Origin of the sequence: Kribbella pratensis (genome assembly GCF_004365355.1) — a bacterium.
Classification (GTDB): Bacteria; Actinomycetota; Actinomycetes; order Propionibacteriales; family Kribbellaceae; genus Kribbella.
Window position 1 is genome coordinate 2408801 of record NZ_SODP01000001.1, and the last position, 16117, is coordinate 2424917.

Sequence of the window (16117 nt, forward strand, 5' to 3'; positions counted from 1 at the left end):
TTCGGGCGCAGCGATGACTTTCGCGATGAGCTCGCCTCTGTACAGGTATGAGCTCATCGCGCCCGTCGAACCACGGCGGTGGTCACCGAAGCCAGACGCGGCTTCGGAGCGGCACGCACCGGGAGTACCAGGTCACCGGCTGCGGACTTGACGCGATGGCGTGAGCAAGCAGAGAGAGAAGATTATGTTGCTGGAAAACAAGAACGTCGTCGTGTACGGCGCGGGCGGCGCTGTCGGTAGTGCGGTGGCCCGCGGTTTCGCTCACGAACGTGCCAGGGTGTTCCTGACCGGGCGAAATCTCGACGTCATCGACACCGTCGCGAAGGAGATCTCCGCCGCGGGTGGAGCAGTCGAGACCGCCGTGGTGGACGCCGGGGAGGAGAAATCCGTGACCGAGCACCTCGATGCGGTCGTCGCCGACGCCGGCAGCATCGACGTGTCGTTCAACGCGATCGGGATCTCGCCCGTGGGATTGCAGGGCGTACCGCTCGCCGAACTGCCGGTCGAGAACTTCCTGCGCCCGATCACCACCTATACCCAGGCTCATTTCATCACCGCGAGATCCGCCGCACGGCACATGATCGCCCAGCGGTCGGGGGTGATCATGATGCACACACCCGAACCGGCCCGCATGCCGATGCCTCTCGTGGGCGGCATGAGCGTCGGCTGGGCGGCGATGGAAGGTCTCAACCGCGCGCTGTCGGCCGAATGGGCCCAGCACGGTGTTCGCGCGATCTGCCTACGCACCACGGGCATGGTGGAGACACCGGTCATCGACATCGTGTACGGGCTGCACGCCGACGCGCTGGGGATCACGAAGGAGCAGTTCACTGCGGTAGCGGGCGGCATGAGCCACCGCAAACGCCCGACCACGCTGGCCGAACTCACCGAAGCCGCGGTATTCCTCGCCTCCGACCGGGCATCCGCGATGACCGGCACCGTCGCCAACCTGACCGGCGGAATCATCGTCGACTGACCCGACCCGCCCCGACCGCCGTCCCGGCGGCCGGGGCATCCCTATGGAGGAACAAGAACAATGAACGATCTACTCGCGAGCGCCGTCGCCTCGCATGGTGGCGTGGACCGGTGGAACCGGATCCGGACGATCGCTGTCGAGGCCGCCATCACCGGGGCCTTCTGGCAGATCAAGGGACAAGCCGACGCGCTGACAAAGGTCCGCTTCGAGGTGGACACCACGCGGGAACGGCTGAGCATGGACTTCGTCGGCCAGGACCGACGGTCGGTCTTCGAACCCGACAGGGTCGTCATGCAACGACCGATCGGCACGGTGGTCGAGGCACGCGACGACCCGGAGCGGTCGTTCGACGGCCACCAGTTCGAGACGCCGTGGGACGACCTGCAGCTCGCGTACTTCACCGGCGAAGCACTCTGGACGTACCTGAATGCGCCGTTCCTGTTCACCTGGCCGGGGTTCGTCTGCGAGGAGATCGCGCCGATCGAGGTCGACGGTGAAACCTGGCGGCGGCTGAAAGTGACCTTCCCCGACCACATCAAGAGCCACACCCGCGAGCAGGTCTTCTGCTTCGGCCCGAACGGACTGCTACGCCGCCACGACTTCACCATCGACATCGTCGACCCCGGCACCGAGTCGCAGCTGTACGCCGCCGACTACCGCAACGTCGACGGCATCATCATCCCGGCCACTCGCCGGGCGTACGCCACAGTCGGCGACGACCAGATCGTCCTGGTAGCCATCGACATGGCCGACATCACCGTCTACTGATCCGACTTTCCCTTCCACCGCAGGAGAATCATGCACATCGGGGTCATCGGTGCCACCGGCACCATCGGTAGCCGGATCGTCACCGAGGCGCTCGACCGCGGGCACCAGGTCACGGCGTTCAGTCGCGACGTCTCCAGCCGTCAGGAAAACCGCGAGAACATCCGGTGGAAGCAGGTCGACGTCACCGAGACCGGCAGTGTCGCCGCGGTACTGCCCGGCCTCGACGTCCTGATCAGCGGATTCGGGCCCGGCAACGCCGCCAACGACCCCGCTGACGCGGTGGCACGCGCCATCGCCGACCCCGGCATCTACGCCCGGGCTGCCACCGCGTTGCTGACCGCATTGGAAGGCTTCCCCCGGGTCCGGCTGATCGTGGTCGGCGGCGCCGCGAGTCTCGAACTCGAGCCCGGACGGGTGTTTGCCGACTCCGACGAACTTCTCCATGCTGCGATCGACGGCTTCGGGCTGCCTCGTGAGTACGCCGCGGCGCTGCGGGGACACGGCGACGCGCTGAACTTGTTCCGCACCTCCAACCGGCTCTGGACCTACCTCAGCCCAGCCGTAGAGATCACCCCCGGCGAACGCACCGGCCGTTTCCGGATCGGTGGCGACCAGCCCGTCATGGACGCCGAGGGGCGCAGCCGGATCTCCGCCGAGGACGCGGCTGTCGCAGTTCTCGACGAGGCCGAGATTCCACGCTTCGTGCAGCGCCGCTTCACCATCGGGTATTGAGCCCGAGACCGACGTGACATCGACAACCGAACTCCGAAGGGCGGATTATGCGCACCGTGGTTGAATCCAAAGCCGGTAGCGAGGATTTCGGGACGCTGAGCGAACCGTTCCGGCGCGAGTTGCTGGCCTACTGCTACCGCATGCTCGGCTCGGTCCACGAAGCCGAAGAAGTGGTGCAAGACGTCCTTCTCGACGCCTGGCGCGCGTACGACAGGTTCGAGGGGAGGTCTTCACTGCGTACCTGGCTGTACCGAATCGCGGCCCGAGCCTGTCTCAAGGCGCTCGAAAAGGGCCGGCGCAGGCCGCTGCCCGCGGATCTCGGTGCCCCCGAGGTAAACCCGGACGCCAGGCTCGTTGAGCGAACGCCGGAGATACCGTGGCTCCAGCCGATGCCCGATTTCCTGTTCACAGCAGCGCCGGTCGATCCGGAAACGGCCGTGGTGGAACGGCAAACGATGCGGCTCGCTCTGGTGGGAGCACTCCAGCAGCTACCGCCCCGACAGCGTGCCGTGCTGATCCTTCGCGACGTACTGCAGTGGCGGACCACGGAGGTCGCCGAGCTGCTGGAGATGACGACCGCAGCCGTCAACAGCGCGTTACAGCGAGCCCGAGCACAGGTTCCACTCAGCGAAGACAGCCTCACCGAACCCGTCGAGCTCCAGCAGCGGGCTCTCCTCGACCGGTACGCGAAGGCCTTCGAAACCGCGGATGTCGACCAACTCGTCGCGGTCCTGACCGAGGACGCACGCTGGGAGATGCCGCCGATCGCCACCTGGTTCGAAGGCCGCGACACAATCGTCGCCTTCCTGGCCAAACAAATGCGGATCATCGGGACGGCGAAACTGGTCGCCACCTCGGCCAACGGACAGCCTGCCTTCGCCGTGTACGCCCGCGGCCAGGACGGTCAGTACCAACCACACGCAATCCACGTACTGACACTCACCCCGCAGGGCGTCAGCAGAATCGTCGCCTTCCACGGGTCGGGGCTGTTTCCACTGTTCGGACTCTGACCAGGCACCCCGCATGTCCGAACAGGAACACCCGGCCGAACCCGACGCCGCGCTCCAGACTCAGTTGCGACTGTTCTGCGAACTAATGCTCGGCTCAACCGAGGCCGCCGACTCCGCGCTTCTGCAGATCCACCGTCATGCATTCGACGACAAGCAGGAGGACGGGCCGGCGGAATGCGTCCACCTCTTCCGCATCGCAGCCACCCTCTGCGGAGTCCGCCGACAGGTGTCGACACAGCACCGGACGCGATGATGCTCACGGTTCGGTCGCGGGCGTAACGTCCGCGCGGCGCCAAGCTGGTGGCCTACTCGAACGCGGACAGCCCGGCCGGATCGAAAGCTTCCGCGGGCCGGCCAGGACGCCCGCAACAACCTGATCCTCGAAGCCCTCGTCAAGGCCTGACAAACCGGTCGCCCAGCGGGTTGCCTGCTACGAGCTGGTAAGAGTCGGCGACGAGCTGCTTCAGCAGCGTCTCGTCGACGGTGCCTCCGCCTTCCACCGTGATCCAGTGCTTCTTGTTCATGTGGTAGCCCGGGGTGATGTCTGCGTACTGCTCCCGCAGGGCCACAGCCTGGTCCGGGTTGGCTTTCAGGATCACGACACGGCGCCCCGGCAAGTCCGTCATGAGCATGAAGACCTTGCCGCGCACCTTGTAGAGAGCCCAGTTGGGGTCGACACGATGCTCCAGGTCGGCGTCCGGCAGGTTCACCGCGAGGTCGTCTGCGATCCTCTGCAGCTCCAGCGCGTCCAAGGCGATCAACTCCGTTCTCGAGAATGGCCCGAAATCGCAGGCGTCCTCCATTGGTGCCGCGATCGGTGCGGATCTTTCGGCTAGAGACCTCCTGGAGCGTCCGTCGAGGGGACGCCGCGAACGCATCAGCCCAGGCGGCGGTAAGAACCGGCTCGAGCCCGGCACTAACCACTCGCACCACCCCCTATCGGAGGCTGATTCGCTGTGTCACGACTCACTACCCCTTCGCTGGATGAAGTCCCTGCCGGCGCGCGGCAGACCCTCGACAAGCTCGGCAAGCAACTCGGGTTCGTCCCGAATATGTTCAAGACGATCGCCTCGAACCCGACCGTTCTCGAGGCGGTCACGACCCTGCAAGGCACCATGAGCCGGGTCCTGGATGCCCGGACCCGGCACAGCATCGCTCTGGCCGTGTCCCAGTCGAACGGCTGTGATTACTGCCTGGCCATCCACACGTACACCTCGTCCGAGTACGGCGGTATGTCGAGCGACGACATCGACCTCGCCCGCGCAGGCAGCTCGGTTGATCCCAAGCGCGCCGCAGCGGCCCGCTTCGCTCAACAGGTCGTCGACAGCCGCGGACAGGTCAGCGACGGCGACCTCGCAGCTGTCCGCGACGCCGGGTACGCCGACCCGGAGATTCTGGCGATCGTCACCGTTGCCGTGCAGGCCCTGCTCACGAACTTCATCAACAACGTCAACCAGACCGACATCGACATCCCCGCCGCCACCGCGGCCCGATGACCCCTCATCGCGCCAACGACCATCCAGGAAAGCTGCGATATGCCAGGCTCCGAACTGTATGAGACATTCATGGCGCTGCACACCCGAGACGGTGGCCTCGTCATGCCGAACGCCTGGGATGGCCTCTCGGCGTTGATGCTGGCCGATGCCGGATTCGAGGCGATCGCGACAACCTCCGTAGCGCTCGCCGCGACGCTCGGCCGGCCCGACGGACGGCACCGGATCAGCCGCGCCGAGCACCTCGAGCATGCGAGACTGCTCGGCCGGCTCACCGGGCTGCCCGTCAACGGCGACTTCGAGGACGGGTACGGCGAGACGCCCGCGGACGTCGCGGCGACCGTCGAAGCTGCTGTCGAGTACAGCCTGGCCGGCATCGGGATCGAGGACACGTCAGGCGACCCCGCCCGACCGATCCGGGACTTCGACGAAGCCGTCGAACGCGTACGGAGCGCCGTCGACGCGGCCAAGGGACGGATCGTCGTCACCGGCCGCACTGACAACTTCATCCAGGGCCGCCCCGATCTCGACGACACCATCAGGCGTCTGACGGCCTTCGCCGAGGTCGGCGCGGACGTCCTCTTTGCGCCGTACCCGCCTGACCTCGACGCGCTCGGCAAGATCATCACCGCGGTCGCGCCGACTCCGGTCAATGTGCTCGTGTCGCCGTCGGACAAGGTCCTGACCGTCGCTGAACTGCAGAAGGCAGGAGTGAAACGGATCAGCTTGGGTCCGTGGCTCTACGTCCACGCGATGGGGGCGCTCGAAGAAGCCACCAAGGCTCTCGTCGCGGGCGACCTCGCGTCCGCCGCGACCGGCCTCAGCTTCGAGCGCGTCGGTGAACTACTTGCCCGCAGCAACAACTAGACCAACCTCACCGAAGCAATGCACACACTGATCGATCGCACCAAGAAAGCAGATTGACATGGATCTCGACAAGCTCATGGGCAAGCACCTCACCAGGTACTTCGACCCCACCAGGACGATCCCGGAGGACACTCTTCAGCAGCTGTTGAAGTTCCTGCGCTCGACGCCCACGTCGACCAACATCCAGCCGAATCACTTCTACGTCATCGCCACGCCAGAGGGTAAGCAGCAACTGGCGGACAACCTGGGCGAGCGATTCCAGGACAACGCAGGAAAGATCCTGAACTCTTCGCACACCATCATCCTCACCACTCGGGCAGATCTGCCCGACAGCCACGTCGAGGCCGTGTTCAGCAAGGAGAGGGCCGACGGCCGCTTCCCCGAGCCGGCGAAGCAGGAACTCTGGGAGTCCATGACCCGCGACTTCCTCAACCTGCGGAACTACGGCTACAAGGACGTGAACCACTGGATGGAGAAGCAGACCTACATGGCGCTGGGTCTGACCATGATGGCCGCCGCAGAGCTCGGCATCGAAGCCATGCCGCTCGAGGGTTTCGACCCGGCCAGCGTCGACAAGGCGTTCAAGATCCGTGAAACCGGACACGCCACCACGGTGTTGCTGGCGCTCGGCTACCCCGACCCCAACAAGAACTACACCAACCCGATCTCCCGCTTCGACACCGACGAACTGTTCACCTTCGTCTAACCACCAGCGCCACCGGAAGGCACGGCTCGATGAAAGGCTCTCCCCCGGCGACCAACCTGGCTCGCCGGGACAGCAGGCTCCGGTTGGCGTTCGTGTCGGCGGTGGTTTCCCTGGCGACCGCGTTCGCCGCATCGTCCGCGCCGATCCCGCTGTTCAACATCTACCGGGCCGAGGACGGGTTCAGCAACGCCGACATCTCGCTGGCCGTTGTCGCCTTCGACGTACCCACCCTCGCCGCCTTGCTGGTGATGGGGCGGCTGTCCAATCATGTCGGCCGACGTGCCACCGCGATCGCCAGCCTCGCGCTGATCGCGCTGGGCTGTCTGCTGTTGCTGAACCTGCATGACATCGGCACACTGCTGGCCAGTCGGGTCCTGATGGGGCTCGGGGCTGGATTGGCCAGCAGCAACGTCACGGCGTACGTCGTGGACGCTGCACCGGCCAGACCGGTCTGGCTGGCGTCAGTCGCATCCAGCCAGACAGTCACGCTCGGACTCGCGGTCGGCGCCATCACCTCCGGCGCACTGGTGCAGTACGGCCCCTGGCCACGTCACCTCACCTACTTGGTTGCCGTGGGCTCCTTGTCTGTGTCCGCGGCGCTGGTCGCTCTCAGCCCCGAAACCATCGTTCGGACTCCGGGCGCTTGGCGATCATTGCGACCCAGCGTTAGCGTGCCCGCCCGAGTCACGGGTCTGCTCCCGGTCGCGGCCGCAGTGTTCCTGTCCACCTGGGCGACCGGTGCGTTCTACCAGGCATTCGTTCCTGGGCTGGTCGAAGATCAGCTTCACAGCAGTAGCTCGCTCGTCCTCGGGCTGGTGTTCGCCGCGTTCATGGCTCCCAGCGTTCTGGGCGCTCCAGTCGGCGGCCGGTTCACACCCGCGACAGGACAACGCGTCGGCATGGCAGTTTTCCTGGCCGGATGGATCGGCATCACCACAGCAATCACGATCGGCTCGCTTCCGGTGTTCATCGCGGCAACCGTCGTGGCCGGCGCCGCTCAGGGCATCGCGGTCAGCGCCGCGATCCGCGGCGTGCTGCACGGAAGCACCGTGGCCGACCGGGCACCGATCTTCAGCGTCATCTATCTGATCTGCTACAGCGCCGCTGCCTTCCCCAGCCTCCTCGCCGGCCGGCTCTCCAGCACTTTCTCGCTGCCGCAGATCGCTCTCGGGTACGCCGGACTCGCGCTCGTCACGACGCTGTTCACCGTTGTCGCCGCACGCGACCCGCGGGCCAGTGCCGGCCGGGATTGAGGTTGTTACGGGCCGAGGAGGCCGACGGCGAAGGAGACGACGAGGGCGGAGAGCATCAGGGCCGAGACCGACTCGATGGCCATCAGGGCTTTGGCCCTGACGGTCAGCGGCATCGTGTCGGTGGGGCTGAAGGCCGAGGAGTTCGTGACGGATACGTACAGGTAATCCATGAAGGCGGGCGTCCAGCCGGACTTGGCCGATGACCGATTCGCCACCTCGCTGACCGCGTCGTCGTCCTCGTCCTGCGGAAACCGGAAGTCGGCATCCGGCAGTTCCGGCCGGGAGACTCGAAAGCGCACCACCGGACCGCCTCGATCGAGCTCCCAGAACGTCAGCGCGAAGACCAGAACGTTGGTCAGCCACACTTGTCCGGCGGCGACCAGCAACTGACTTCCCGCCGTCGCCTCCTCGAGGACCAGCGACCGGATGAGTAGCGCGAGCGCGGTCGTGTTCGACAACGCGATCAACACCGCCAAGCCGATCGACAGCCGCCGCAGGAACCAGTTCTGCCTGGTCATCCGCCGCGGGTTGGCCGCTACCAGCGGGATGAACAGCAGCAACTCCAGGACAGGGATGACGAACCGCGGTCCGATCTGCAGCGCACTCGGGAGTGCACCGTACAGCGCGATCGCCACCAGCACTCCCACTGCGGCCGGCCACCGTAGCTCGCCCGGATGGTTGCGCCGCGCCCGTTCATCATGCATGACAGTCCCCGGGTACTCCGCACAGGCAATGAGGTCGCAAGATCTGTGGGGAACTGGTCAGGGCGACAGATGATCGTGCTCCACCAGCCGTTGCACGGCGGTCCGGCAGGCATCTTGCTGTACGGCGGCGCGAGCTCGCAGATACGACAGCAGGAAATGGAGATCGGGGTCGTCGGTGAGCCGATAGACGCGTGGGAGGTCGACGAGGCGGCTTCGTTCGGCCTCGCGGTTGGCGCTGAAGTCGGTCAAGAGCTTGCGATCGACGGTGCCGTCGGCATCAAGCCAGGGGTTGCGTATGTGCGACGACGGGCCTGGGCCGGCGCCGGCTGCGATGGCATCTTGCAGGTCGGTGCCACCAAGCACCGCGGCGACGGCGGGGTTGGCCTGAGCAGCCGCGTCGGCTGCCTGCCGCGGAGCATGCTCGAGCAAACGGGCGACGACGGTGGCCAGCATCTCCACATGCGCGACCTGCTCGGCGCCGAGCGCGAAGACGAGGTCACGGTATCCGCCCGGAACGTGCATGTCCCATCCCTGGAACATGTAGTGCATGGCGACGGTGATCTCGCCGTACTGACCTCTCAAGGACTCCTCCAGCGTCCGGGCGTAGACGGCGTCCGGCTCCTCCGGCTTGGACTTGAACTGAAGGTCCTGACGATGCGTGAACATTTTGGCCGCTCCACTGGGGAGAGAAGGGTGATGGATTTCCGTCGTACGACGCTCAGGTGTGAGCCAGGTACTCGTGCACCAGTCGTACGGCGAGCGCGCCGTCGCCGACGGCGGCGGCGATTCGTTTCACTGAACCGCTCCGGACATCGCCGGCCGCGAAGACGCCCGGGAGGCTGGTCTCCAGGAGCTTGCCGTCACCCTTCACCTGGTTGCCGGTGAGGACGAATCGCCGGTCGTCGAGCTCGATCTGGTTGCCGAGCCACTCGACGTGCGGGGAGCTGCCGATGAAGATGAACAGAGCCTTGGCCTGCTCGGTCCGACGCTCCTGCGTCTTCCGGTCCTCGATGACGACCTCTTCGAGTGTCGGCTTGCCGCGGACCTCACGGACCTCGCTGTGCAGCAGCACCTCTACCGTCGGGAGCTTCTCGATCCGATCCGCGAGATAGCGGGACATTCCGGCGCCGATGTCGTCGGCGCGAATGACGAGGAGAACGCGAGACGCGTGTCCGGACAGGAACACCGCCGCCTGCCCGGCCGAGTTGCCGCCGCCGACGATCACGACCGGGTCGTCGCGGCACAGGTTCGCCTCCAGCTCGGTGGCCGCGTAGTACACGCTGGTCGCCTCGACATCGTCTATGCCTGGCACCTGGAACCGGCGGTACTGCACTCCCGAGGCAATCAGCAGCGCACGGCCCAGGACCCGTTCGCCGGTCTCCAGCCGCACCACGTGGTACCCGTCGTCATGCTCCAGCCCGATGACCGGCGCGGGCACCGTCAGGTCGGCGCCGAACCGCCTCGCCTGGGCGACCGCGCGGTCGGCCAGCTCTCCGCCGCTGATGCCGGCGGGGAAGCCGAGATAGTTCTCGATCCTGGACGAGGTGCCCGCCTGGCCGCCGGTCGCCACAGCGTCGAAGACCGCAGTGGTCAGACCTTCGGAGGCGGCATAAACCGAGGCCGCCAATCCGGCGGGGCCGGCACCGACCACGATCAGATCGCAGGTGGACGTCGGCGGAGCCGGCTGACGCAGGCCGACCGCGGCCGCCAGCTGCTCGTTGTCGGGGTTCCGCAGTACCTCGCCCCGCCAGATCACCACCGGGGTCTGTTCGACATCGATGCCGAGCTCGCGGATCAGCCGCTCGGCGTCGGCGTCGTTCTCCAGGTCGATCCAGTGGTGCGGCAGCCGGTTGCGGGCGGCGAAGTCGCGGAGCCGGCGGGTGTCGGCCGAGAACCGCGAACCGATGATCGCGAACCCCGCGCCCAGCGACAGCTGTAACGACCGCCGGATCAGGAACGCCCGGAGGGCCAGGTCGGCCAGCGGCTGATCCCGTACGACGAGGTCGCGCAGACGGTCCTTCGGTACGGCGAGAACGGCGCCGGACTGCTGCACCTGAGCGGTGAGGAAGTACGGCTGACCGGTCAGCAGGCCGATCTCGCCGAGGAAGCGCTTCGGTCCGTGGATCGCGATGAGCCGGCGGTGCGGACCCAGATCCTCGGTCACGGCGACGAGCCCCTCGAGCAGCACCAGGAACTCGCCCGGGGCGTCCCCTGCCTGGTACAGCAATTCACCTTCGCTCGTCTGCCGACGTTCACCCATCGACGACAGCTCGGCCAACTGATAGTCCTCCAGCCGCGGATAGGCGCCGTACAGGTCCGGGGTCTCGTTCATACGAACGCCTCGTCGACGTAGCACCAGCGCCAATCCTCGCCGGGCTCGAACGACTGGACGATGGGATGCCCCTGGTAGCCAGCATGGGCGCGGGCGTGCCGCATCGGAGAGGAGTCACAGCATCCGACGTGGCCACAGGTCAGGCAGAGCCGGAGGTGCACCCAGGGCGTGTTGAGTCGCAGACACTCCTCGCAACCCTCGGGTGTGCGCGGCCGCACCGGACGCACCATCTCCAGGTGTGGGTCGAGGGCGGTAGTCACGACGCCACCTCCTTGTGGATCGCGTCCTCGAGCCACGGCCGCAAAGCGGTCGCCGCCGCAGCACCGACCTGCTGAGCGACGACCTGTCCCTGGCGCAGCACCAGCAGCGTCGGGATGGACTGCACGTTGAAGCGGCGGGACAGCTGCGGCGCCTCGTCCGCGTTGATCTTCACCAGCTTCACCTCGCCTGCCTTCTCGACGGCAAGTTGCTCCAGCACCGGGCTGACCCGACGGCACGGCCCGCACCAGGGAGCCCACATGTCGACCAGCACCGGGATGGTTGCCTGCTCGACGACCTCGGCGAAGTCGTTGTCGCCGGCATCGACTATCCACGGCAGCGGCCGGTGGCAGTTTCCGCAGCGCGGGGTGCCCTGGGCCGCCGCAGGCACCCGGTTGCGGTGCTGACAGTTCGGGCAGGTGACGACCTTCGTGGTCATGCCATCGCCTCCACCGGCATCTCGTGCCGGACGACGATGTCGCCGTCCTCGACCGTCACCCGGATCACCGAGCCGTCCAGTACGTCGCCGCGGAGCAGAAGCCGCCCGATCCGGGTCTCCACCTCACGGGCGATGAACCGCCGCAACGGCCGGGCGCCGTAGACCGGGTCGAAGCCCTGAGCGGCGATGTAGCGAGCCGCCTCCGGTGTGACCTCCAGCGTCATCCGCCGATCCATCAGCCGGGTCCGCAGGTCGTCGAACATCAGGTCCACGATGCGCTCGATCTCCGCGATCGTGAGCGGCTTGAACAGCACGATCTCATCGACCCGGTTGAGGAACTCGGGCCGGAAGCTCCGCCGGAGTTCGTCCATCACGGCCTCACGGGCGTCCTCCTTGACCTGCCCGTCGGACGTCACGCCGTCCAGCAGGTAAGCGGAGCCGATGTTCGACGTCATGATGATGACGGTGTTGCGCATGTCGACCGTCCGGCCCTGGGAGTCGGTCAATCGGCCGTCGTCCAGGATCTGCAGCAACGTGTTGAAGACATCCGGATGTGCCTTCTCGATCTCGTCGAACAGCACCACGGAGTACGGCTTGCGCCTGACCGCCTCGGTCAGCTGACCGCCCTCCTCGTAGCCGACGTAGCCGGGCGGGGCGCCGACGAGCCGGCTCACGGTGTGCCGCTCCTGGTACTCGCTCATGTCGATCCGGACGATGTTCTCCTCGGTGTCGAACAGGGCCGCGGCCAGCGTCTTCGCCAGCTCGGTCTTACCGACACCCGTCGGGCCGAGGAAGATGAACGATCCGATCGGCCGACGCGGATCCTTGATCCCGGACCGGGCCCGGACGATCGCGTCCGCGACCAGCTGGACCGCCTCGTCCTGGCCGACCAGCCGTTCGTGCAGTACCTCGTCCAGCCGCAGCAGCTTCTCGCGTTCGCCCTCCTGCAGCCGGCTCACCGGGATACCGGTCCAGCGCGACACGATCGAGGCAATCTCCTCCTCGGTCACTACCTCGCGGAGCAGCCGCTTGCCACCCTGTTTGCTGGCCAGGCGTTCCTCCTCGGACTGCAACTGACGTTCCAGCTCGGGCATCCGGCCGTGCCGTAGCTCCGCCGCACGGTTCAGGTCGTAGTCGCGCTCGGCCTGTTCGGCCTCCTGCCGCACCTGTTCGATCTCGCGGCGCAGGTCCTGCACCTTCTTCAGTGCGTTGCGCTCGGCCTCCCATTGCGCCCGCATCGCGTCCGACTCGGCACGGAGGTCTGCCAGTTCCTTGCGCAGTTCCTCGAGCCTGGACTTGCTCGCCGGGTCCTCCTCCTTGCCCAGCGCGGCTTCCTCGATCTCGAGCCGGCGTACGCGGCGGGTCAGCTCGTCCAGCTCGGCCGGCATCGAGTCGATCTCGGTCCGCAGCATCGCGCACGCCTCGTCGACCAGGTCGATCGCCTTGTCCGGCAGGAACCGGTCGGAGATGTAGCGATGGCTCAGCACCACCGCCGCGACCAGCGCACCGTCCTGGATCTTCACCCCGTGGAAGACCTCGAGCCGCTCCCGCAGCCCGCGCAGGATCGAGATCGCGTCCTCGACGGTGGGCTCGTCCACGATCACCGGCTGGAACCGGCGTTCGAGCGCCGCGTCCTTCTCGATGTGCATGCGGTACTCGTCCAGCGTGGTGGCGCCGATCATGTGCAGCTCACCGCGGGCCAGCATCGGCTTCAGCATGTTGCCCGCGTCCATCGCACCTTCGGTCGCACCGGCGCCGACGACGGTGTGCAACTCGTCGATGAACAGCAGGATCTGCCCTTCGGCCGCCTTCACCTCGTTCAGCACGGCCTTGAACCGCTCCTCGAACTCACCGCGGTACTTCGCACCCGCGATCAGCGCGGCCATGTCCAGCGCGAACACGGTCCGGTTCTTCAGGCCCTCCGGTACGTCGCCGTTGGCGATCCGCTGCGCCAGACCCTCGACGATCGCGGTCTTGCCGACGCCCGGGTCACCGATCAGGACCGGGTTGTTCTTGGTCTTGCGGGACAGGATCTGGACCACGCGCCGGATCTCGTTGTCGCGCCCGATCACCGGGTCCATCCGGCCCTCGGTCGCGTCCTTGACCAGATCCCGGCCGTACTTGTCCAGCGCCTCGTACGCCGCTTCCGGCATCGCCGACGTGACCCGCTGGTTGCCCCGGACCGAGGTCAGTGCGGTCAGGAACCCGTCGCGGGTCATCCCCTGTTCGGCGAGCAGCCGACCCGACGTACTCGTGCTTCCCTCGTCCAGCAGCGCGATCACCAGATGCTCGATCGACACGTACTCGTCCTTGAGCCGCTTGCTCTCCCGCTCCGCCGAGTCGAGCAGCCGGGACAACCGCTGGGTGACCATCACCTGCCCCGGCTGGGCTCCTGGTCCACTGACGCGTGGCCGCCGGGACAACTCGTCCTCGAGCCGGGTCCGCAGCTCGTCAGGATCCGCGCCGGCCTGGGCCAGCAGACGTGGCGCGAGTCCGTCCGGCTGGTCCAGCAGCGCCAGCAGCAGGTGCTCGCCGTCGACCTGACTGTGACCGAACCGCAGAGCCTTCGTCTGCGCGTCGTGCAGAGCCTCCTGCGACTTCTGCGTCAACCGGTTCATGTCCATGTCCTGGCTCCTGTCCTGGCACTTGTTCTGGCACTGGTTCTGGCACTGGTTCCGACCACTGCTGTGTCGCGGCGCCGGCGCTGCGCCTCCAGTACGGCGATCCGGTCGAGCAGGTCGAGCACGAGCCCCAACGAGGCGTAGTTCAACGCGAAACCTGCCCGTAGCCGCCTGATCCGGGCGACCCTGGCAAGCTGGCCAGGGCTGAACCACAGCTGCCCGTCCGCGTCAGTCGTTGCCTCTAGCAACCCCAGGGCGACGAACCGGCGCGCCAGGTCCGGATGGAGATCGGTCAGCCTGGAGAATTCGTCCAGGCCCAACCCGGCTCTGCGTACGATCTGGATGGTCATCGCCTCCTCCTGGGATCGAACTTCGAAGTCCCCGCCAGCTCCTCGAAGAGTCGCTCCTCCTCGGGGGTGAGCCGATGCGGGACCATCAGCTTCACCTCGGCGTACAAGTCACCGGGCTGGCCCTTGGGGTTGGGCAGGCCGCGTCCCTTCAGTCGCAACCTGCGACCGGTCGAAGTGCCCTTCGGCACCTTCACCTTGGCGTCGCCGCCGGGCGTCCTGATGTCCACGGAAGCACCGAGCGCGCCCTCCCAGGCGGCCAGTGGAAGGTCGACCGTGATGTCACGCCCGTCGAGCCGGTAGCGGGGGTGTTCCGCGATTCGCACGACCAGGTACAGGTCGCCCGCCGCAGCGCCACCCGTGCCCTGGCCACCCTGGCCCTTGAGCCGGATCCGCTGGCCGTTCTGCACACCTGCCGGGATCTTCACGTCGAGGTTCCCCCGGGTGCCGTCAGGCCCTTGCAATGTCAGCGAGCGACTGGTGCCGCGGTACGCCTCCTCGACGGTCAGCTCGATCTCGACCTCCTGGTCGGAGCCGGGGATCGGACCCCAGCCCCGCGTCGACCGGCCACCGCCACCGAACCCGCCACCGAACCCGCCACCGCCGCCGAACATGCCGCCGAGCAGATCCTCGATGTCGATCCCCTCGGCGCCTCCGGTGCTGAACCGGACGCCCTCGCCGAAGGCGCCCTCCGGGGACCGGCTTGAGCGACGTCCCCTCCCCGCGCCGGCTGCGGCCCGGGCCCGGGCGTAGTCGGCCGGGTCCACGTCGGGCGGAACCCGGCGGAAGTCCTCCCCGAAGGCGTCGTACCTCTCGCGCGTCTTCGGATCCGACAGCACGTCATAGGCCTCGGAGATCTGCTTGAAGCGTTCCTCCGCGCCCGGATCCTTGTTGACGTCCGGGTGGTACTGGCGGGCGAGCTTGCGGTACGCGCGCTGGATCTCGTCCGCGCCGGCATCACGCGAAACACCCAGGATCGAGTAGAAGTCGCCGTCCGGAGGCATCAGCGCTCCTCTGTGGCCACGATGACCCCCGCGGGACGCAGCACCTTGTCACCGTCGCCGTACCGCGGCCGGACGACGTGCACGACCGTGCCGGGTTCCGAATCCGGGCTTGCGACGGTGCCGACCGCGTCGTGCAACTTCGGGTCGAAGAGCTTCCCGGCGTCGTCGAACCGGGGGTACCCGTACTCCGCAAGAACAGCCAGAGCCTGGTCCCGGACTGCCTTGATCCCCTCGACGATCTGCTTGGCCTCGGGACCCGCATGCTCCAGGGCGAGTTCGAGGTTGTCGACGACGGGTAGCCAGCGGGTCAGCACCCTGGCCCGCTCGTCCTCGCGCTGCCCGGCCGACTCCCTGGCTGTCCGCTTGCGGAAGTTCTCGAGCTCGGCAGCGGTACGCCGCCACCGGTCCTCCAGCTCGGCGGCCCGGGCGGCCAGGTCAGGTGCTGCCGTGTCGGCAGCCCGATCCGCCGCCCGATCCGCAGCCCTGTCCTTGGCCGTGTCCTCGGCCGCGGCGCCGTTCTGGTTCCTGCCGTTGGCCGGTGCGTGGTCGTCGGGCCGGTCGGCGGCGGACGTCGTACCGGCCCTTTCGGCGTCCTTGTGTGACATCT

The 16117-nt window shown here is 67.1% G+C and carries 19 protein-coding genes; 9 read left to right on the forward strand and 10 right to left on the reverse strand.

From position 1 onward, the window contains the following. Positions 1-184 precede the first annotated feature (184 nt). From EV653_RS11385 to EV653_RS11405, 5 genes are read left to right on the forward strand one after another with little or no spacing between them, the layout of a single operon-like run. Positions 185-976, forward strand: a complete 792-nt coding sequence (locus tag EV653_RS11385) for an SDR family NAD(P)-dependent oxidoreductase (RefSeq protein WP_202871544.1) — start codon at positions 185-187, stop codon at positions 974-976. Between the two features lie 60 nt (positions 977-1036). Then, the gene (locus EV653_RS11390; RefSeq protein ID WP_134101283.1) at positions 1037-1744 is read left to right on the forward strand and encodes a hypothetical protein; all 708 of its coding nucleotides are present in this window, start codon (positions 1037-1039) and stop codon (positions 1742-1744) included. A 30-nt stretch (positions 1745-1774) separates the two neighbouring features. Further along, positions 1775-2476 (forward strand): NAD(P)-dependent oxidoreductase, encoded by a 702-nt coding sequence (locus tag EV653_RS11395; RefSeq protein WP_134101286.1) that lies wholly within the window; start codon positions 1775-1777, stop codon positions 2474-2476. Positions 2477-2532: 56 nt separating this feature from the next. After that, positions 2533-3486, forward strand: a complete 954-nt coding sequence (locus EV653_RS11400) for a sigma-70 family RNA polymerase sigma factor (protein ID WP_134101289.1) — start codon at positions 2533-2535, stop codon at positions 3484-3486. A gap of 13 nt (positions 3487-3499) precedes the next feature. Further along, complete coding sequence (locus EV653_RS11405) at positions 3500-3739, forward strand: hypothetical protein (RefSeq protein ID WP_134101292.1); 240 nt, start codon at positions 3500-3502, stop codon at positions 3737-3739. 139 nt (positions 3740-3878) lie between these two features. Here the strand turns inward: EV653_RS11405 and EV653_RS11410 are convergent, their stop codons facing one another. Then, positions 3879-4238: an MmcQ/YjbR family DNA-binding protein gene (locus tag EV653_RS11410; protein ID WP_202871546.1), complete on the reverse strand. Its 360-nt coding sequence runs from the start codon at positions 4236-4238 to the stop codon at positions 3879-3881. Positions 4239-4442: 204 nt separating this feature from the next. Here EV653_RS11410 and EV653_RS11415 point away from each other — a divergent pair, with 204 nt between their 5' ends. The 4 genes from EV653_RS11415 to EV653_RS11430 all read left to right on the forward strand — a co-directional run bounded on the left by EV653_RS11415 (position 4443) and on the right by EV653_RS11430 (position 7805). After that, positions 4443-4982: a carboxymuconolactone decarboxylase family protein gene (locus EV653_RS11415; protein WP_134101298.1), complete on the forward strand. Its 540-nt coding sequence runs from the start codon at positions 4443-4445 to the stop codon at positions 4980-4982. A gap of 69 nt (positions 4983-5051) precedes the next feature. Then, entirely contained in the window at positions 5052-5846 is a 795-nt protein-coding gene (locus tag EV653_RS11420) for an isocitrate lyase/PEP mutase family protein (RefSeq protein ID WP_202871547.1), read from the forward strand. A gap of 58 nt (positions 5847-5904) precedes the next feature. Beyond that, complete coding sequence (locus tag EV653_RS11425; protein ID WP_134101303.1) at positions 5905-6552, forward strand: nitroreductase family protein; 648 nt, start codon at positions 5905-5907, stop codon at positions 6550-6552. A 29-nt stretch (positions 6553-6581) separates the two neighbouring features. Next, a complete protein-coding gene (locus tag EV653_RS11430; RefSeq protein WP_134101306.1) occupies positions 6582-7805 on the forward strand; it encodes an MFS transporter in 1224 nt (407 codons plus the stop codon). 5 nt (positions 7806-7810) lie between these two features. Here EV653_RS11430 and EV653_RS11435 read toward each other — a convergent pair whose 3' ends face one another. Genes EV653_RS11435 through EV653_RS11475 form a run of 9 tightly spaced genes read right to left on the reverse strand, consistent with a single transcriptional unit; the run spans position 7811 to position 16115 of the window. Continuing rightward, entirely contained in the window at positions 7811-8509 is a 699-nt protein-coding gene (locus EV653_RS11435; RefSeq protein WP_134101309.1) for a hypothetical protein, read from the reverse strand. A 57-nt stretch (positions 8510-8566) separates the two neighbouring features. Then, on the reverse strand, positions 8567-9175 hold the full coding sequence (locus EV653_RS11440) for a manganese catalase family protein (RefSeq protein ID WP_134101312.1): 609 nt from the start codon (positions 9173-9175) through the stop codon (positions 8567-8569). 52 nt (positions 9176-9227) lie between these two features. Next, positions 9228-10841 (reverse strand): FAD-dependent oxidoreductase, encoded by a 1614-nt coding sequence (locus EV653_RS11445; protein ID WP_134101314.1) that lies wholly within the window; start codon positions 10839-10841, stop codon positions 9228-9230. After that, on the reverse strand, positions 10838-11101 hold the full coding sequence (locus tag EV653_RS11450; RefSeq protein WP_238159678.1) for a UBP-type zinc finger domain-containing protein: 264 nt from the start codon (positions 11099-11101) through the stop codon (positions 10838-10840). The genes EV653_RS11445 and EV653_RS11450 overlap by 4 nt, the downstream gene beginning before the upstream one ends. After that, positions 11098-11538, reverse strand: a complete 441-nt coding sequence (gene trxA / locus EV653_RS11455; RefSeq protein WP_134101317.1) for a thioredoxin — start codon at positions 11536-11538, stop codon at positions 11098-11100. Before trxA ends, EV653_RS11450 begins: the two co-directional genes overlap by 4 nt. Then, the gene (gene clpB / locus EV653_RS11460; RefSeq protein ID WP_134101320.1) at positions 11535-14162 is read right to left on the reverse strand and encodes an ATP-dependent chaperone ClpB; all 2628 of its coding nucleotides are present in this window, start codon (positions 14160-14162) and stop codon (positions 11535-11537) included. The genes trxA and clpB overlap by 4 nt, the downstream gene beginning before the upstream one ends. Next, positions 14153-14509 (reverse strand): chaperone modulator CbpM, encoded by a 357-nt coding sequence (locus EV653_RS11465; protein WP_134101323.1) that lies wholly within the window; start codon positions 14507-14509, stop codon positions 14153-14155. Before EV653_RS11465 ends, clpB begins: the two co-directional genes overlap by 10 nt. Then, the gene (locus tag EV653_RS11470; protein ID WP_134101326.1) at positions 14506-15510 is read right to left on the reverse strand and encodes a DnaJ C-terminal domain-containing protein; all 1005 of its coding nucleotides are present in this window, start codon (positions 15508-15510) and stop codon (positions 14506-14508) included. The genes EV653_RS11465 and EV653_RS11470 overlap by 4 nt, the downstream gene beginning before the upstream one ends. Then, positions 15510-16115, reverse strand: coding sequence for a nucleotide exchange factor GrpE (locus tag EV653_RS11475; protein ID WP_134101328.1), 606 nt, complete (start codon positions 16113-16115; stop codon positions 15510-15512). Before EV653_RS11475 ends, EV653_RS11470 begins: the two co-directional genes overlap by 1 nt. Positions 16116-16117 lie beyond the last annotated feature (2 nt).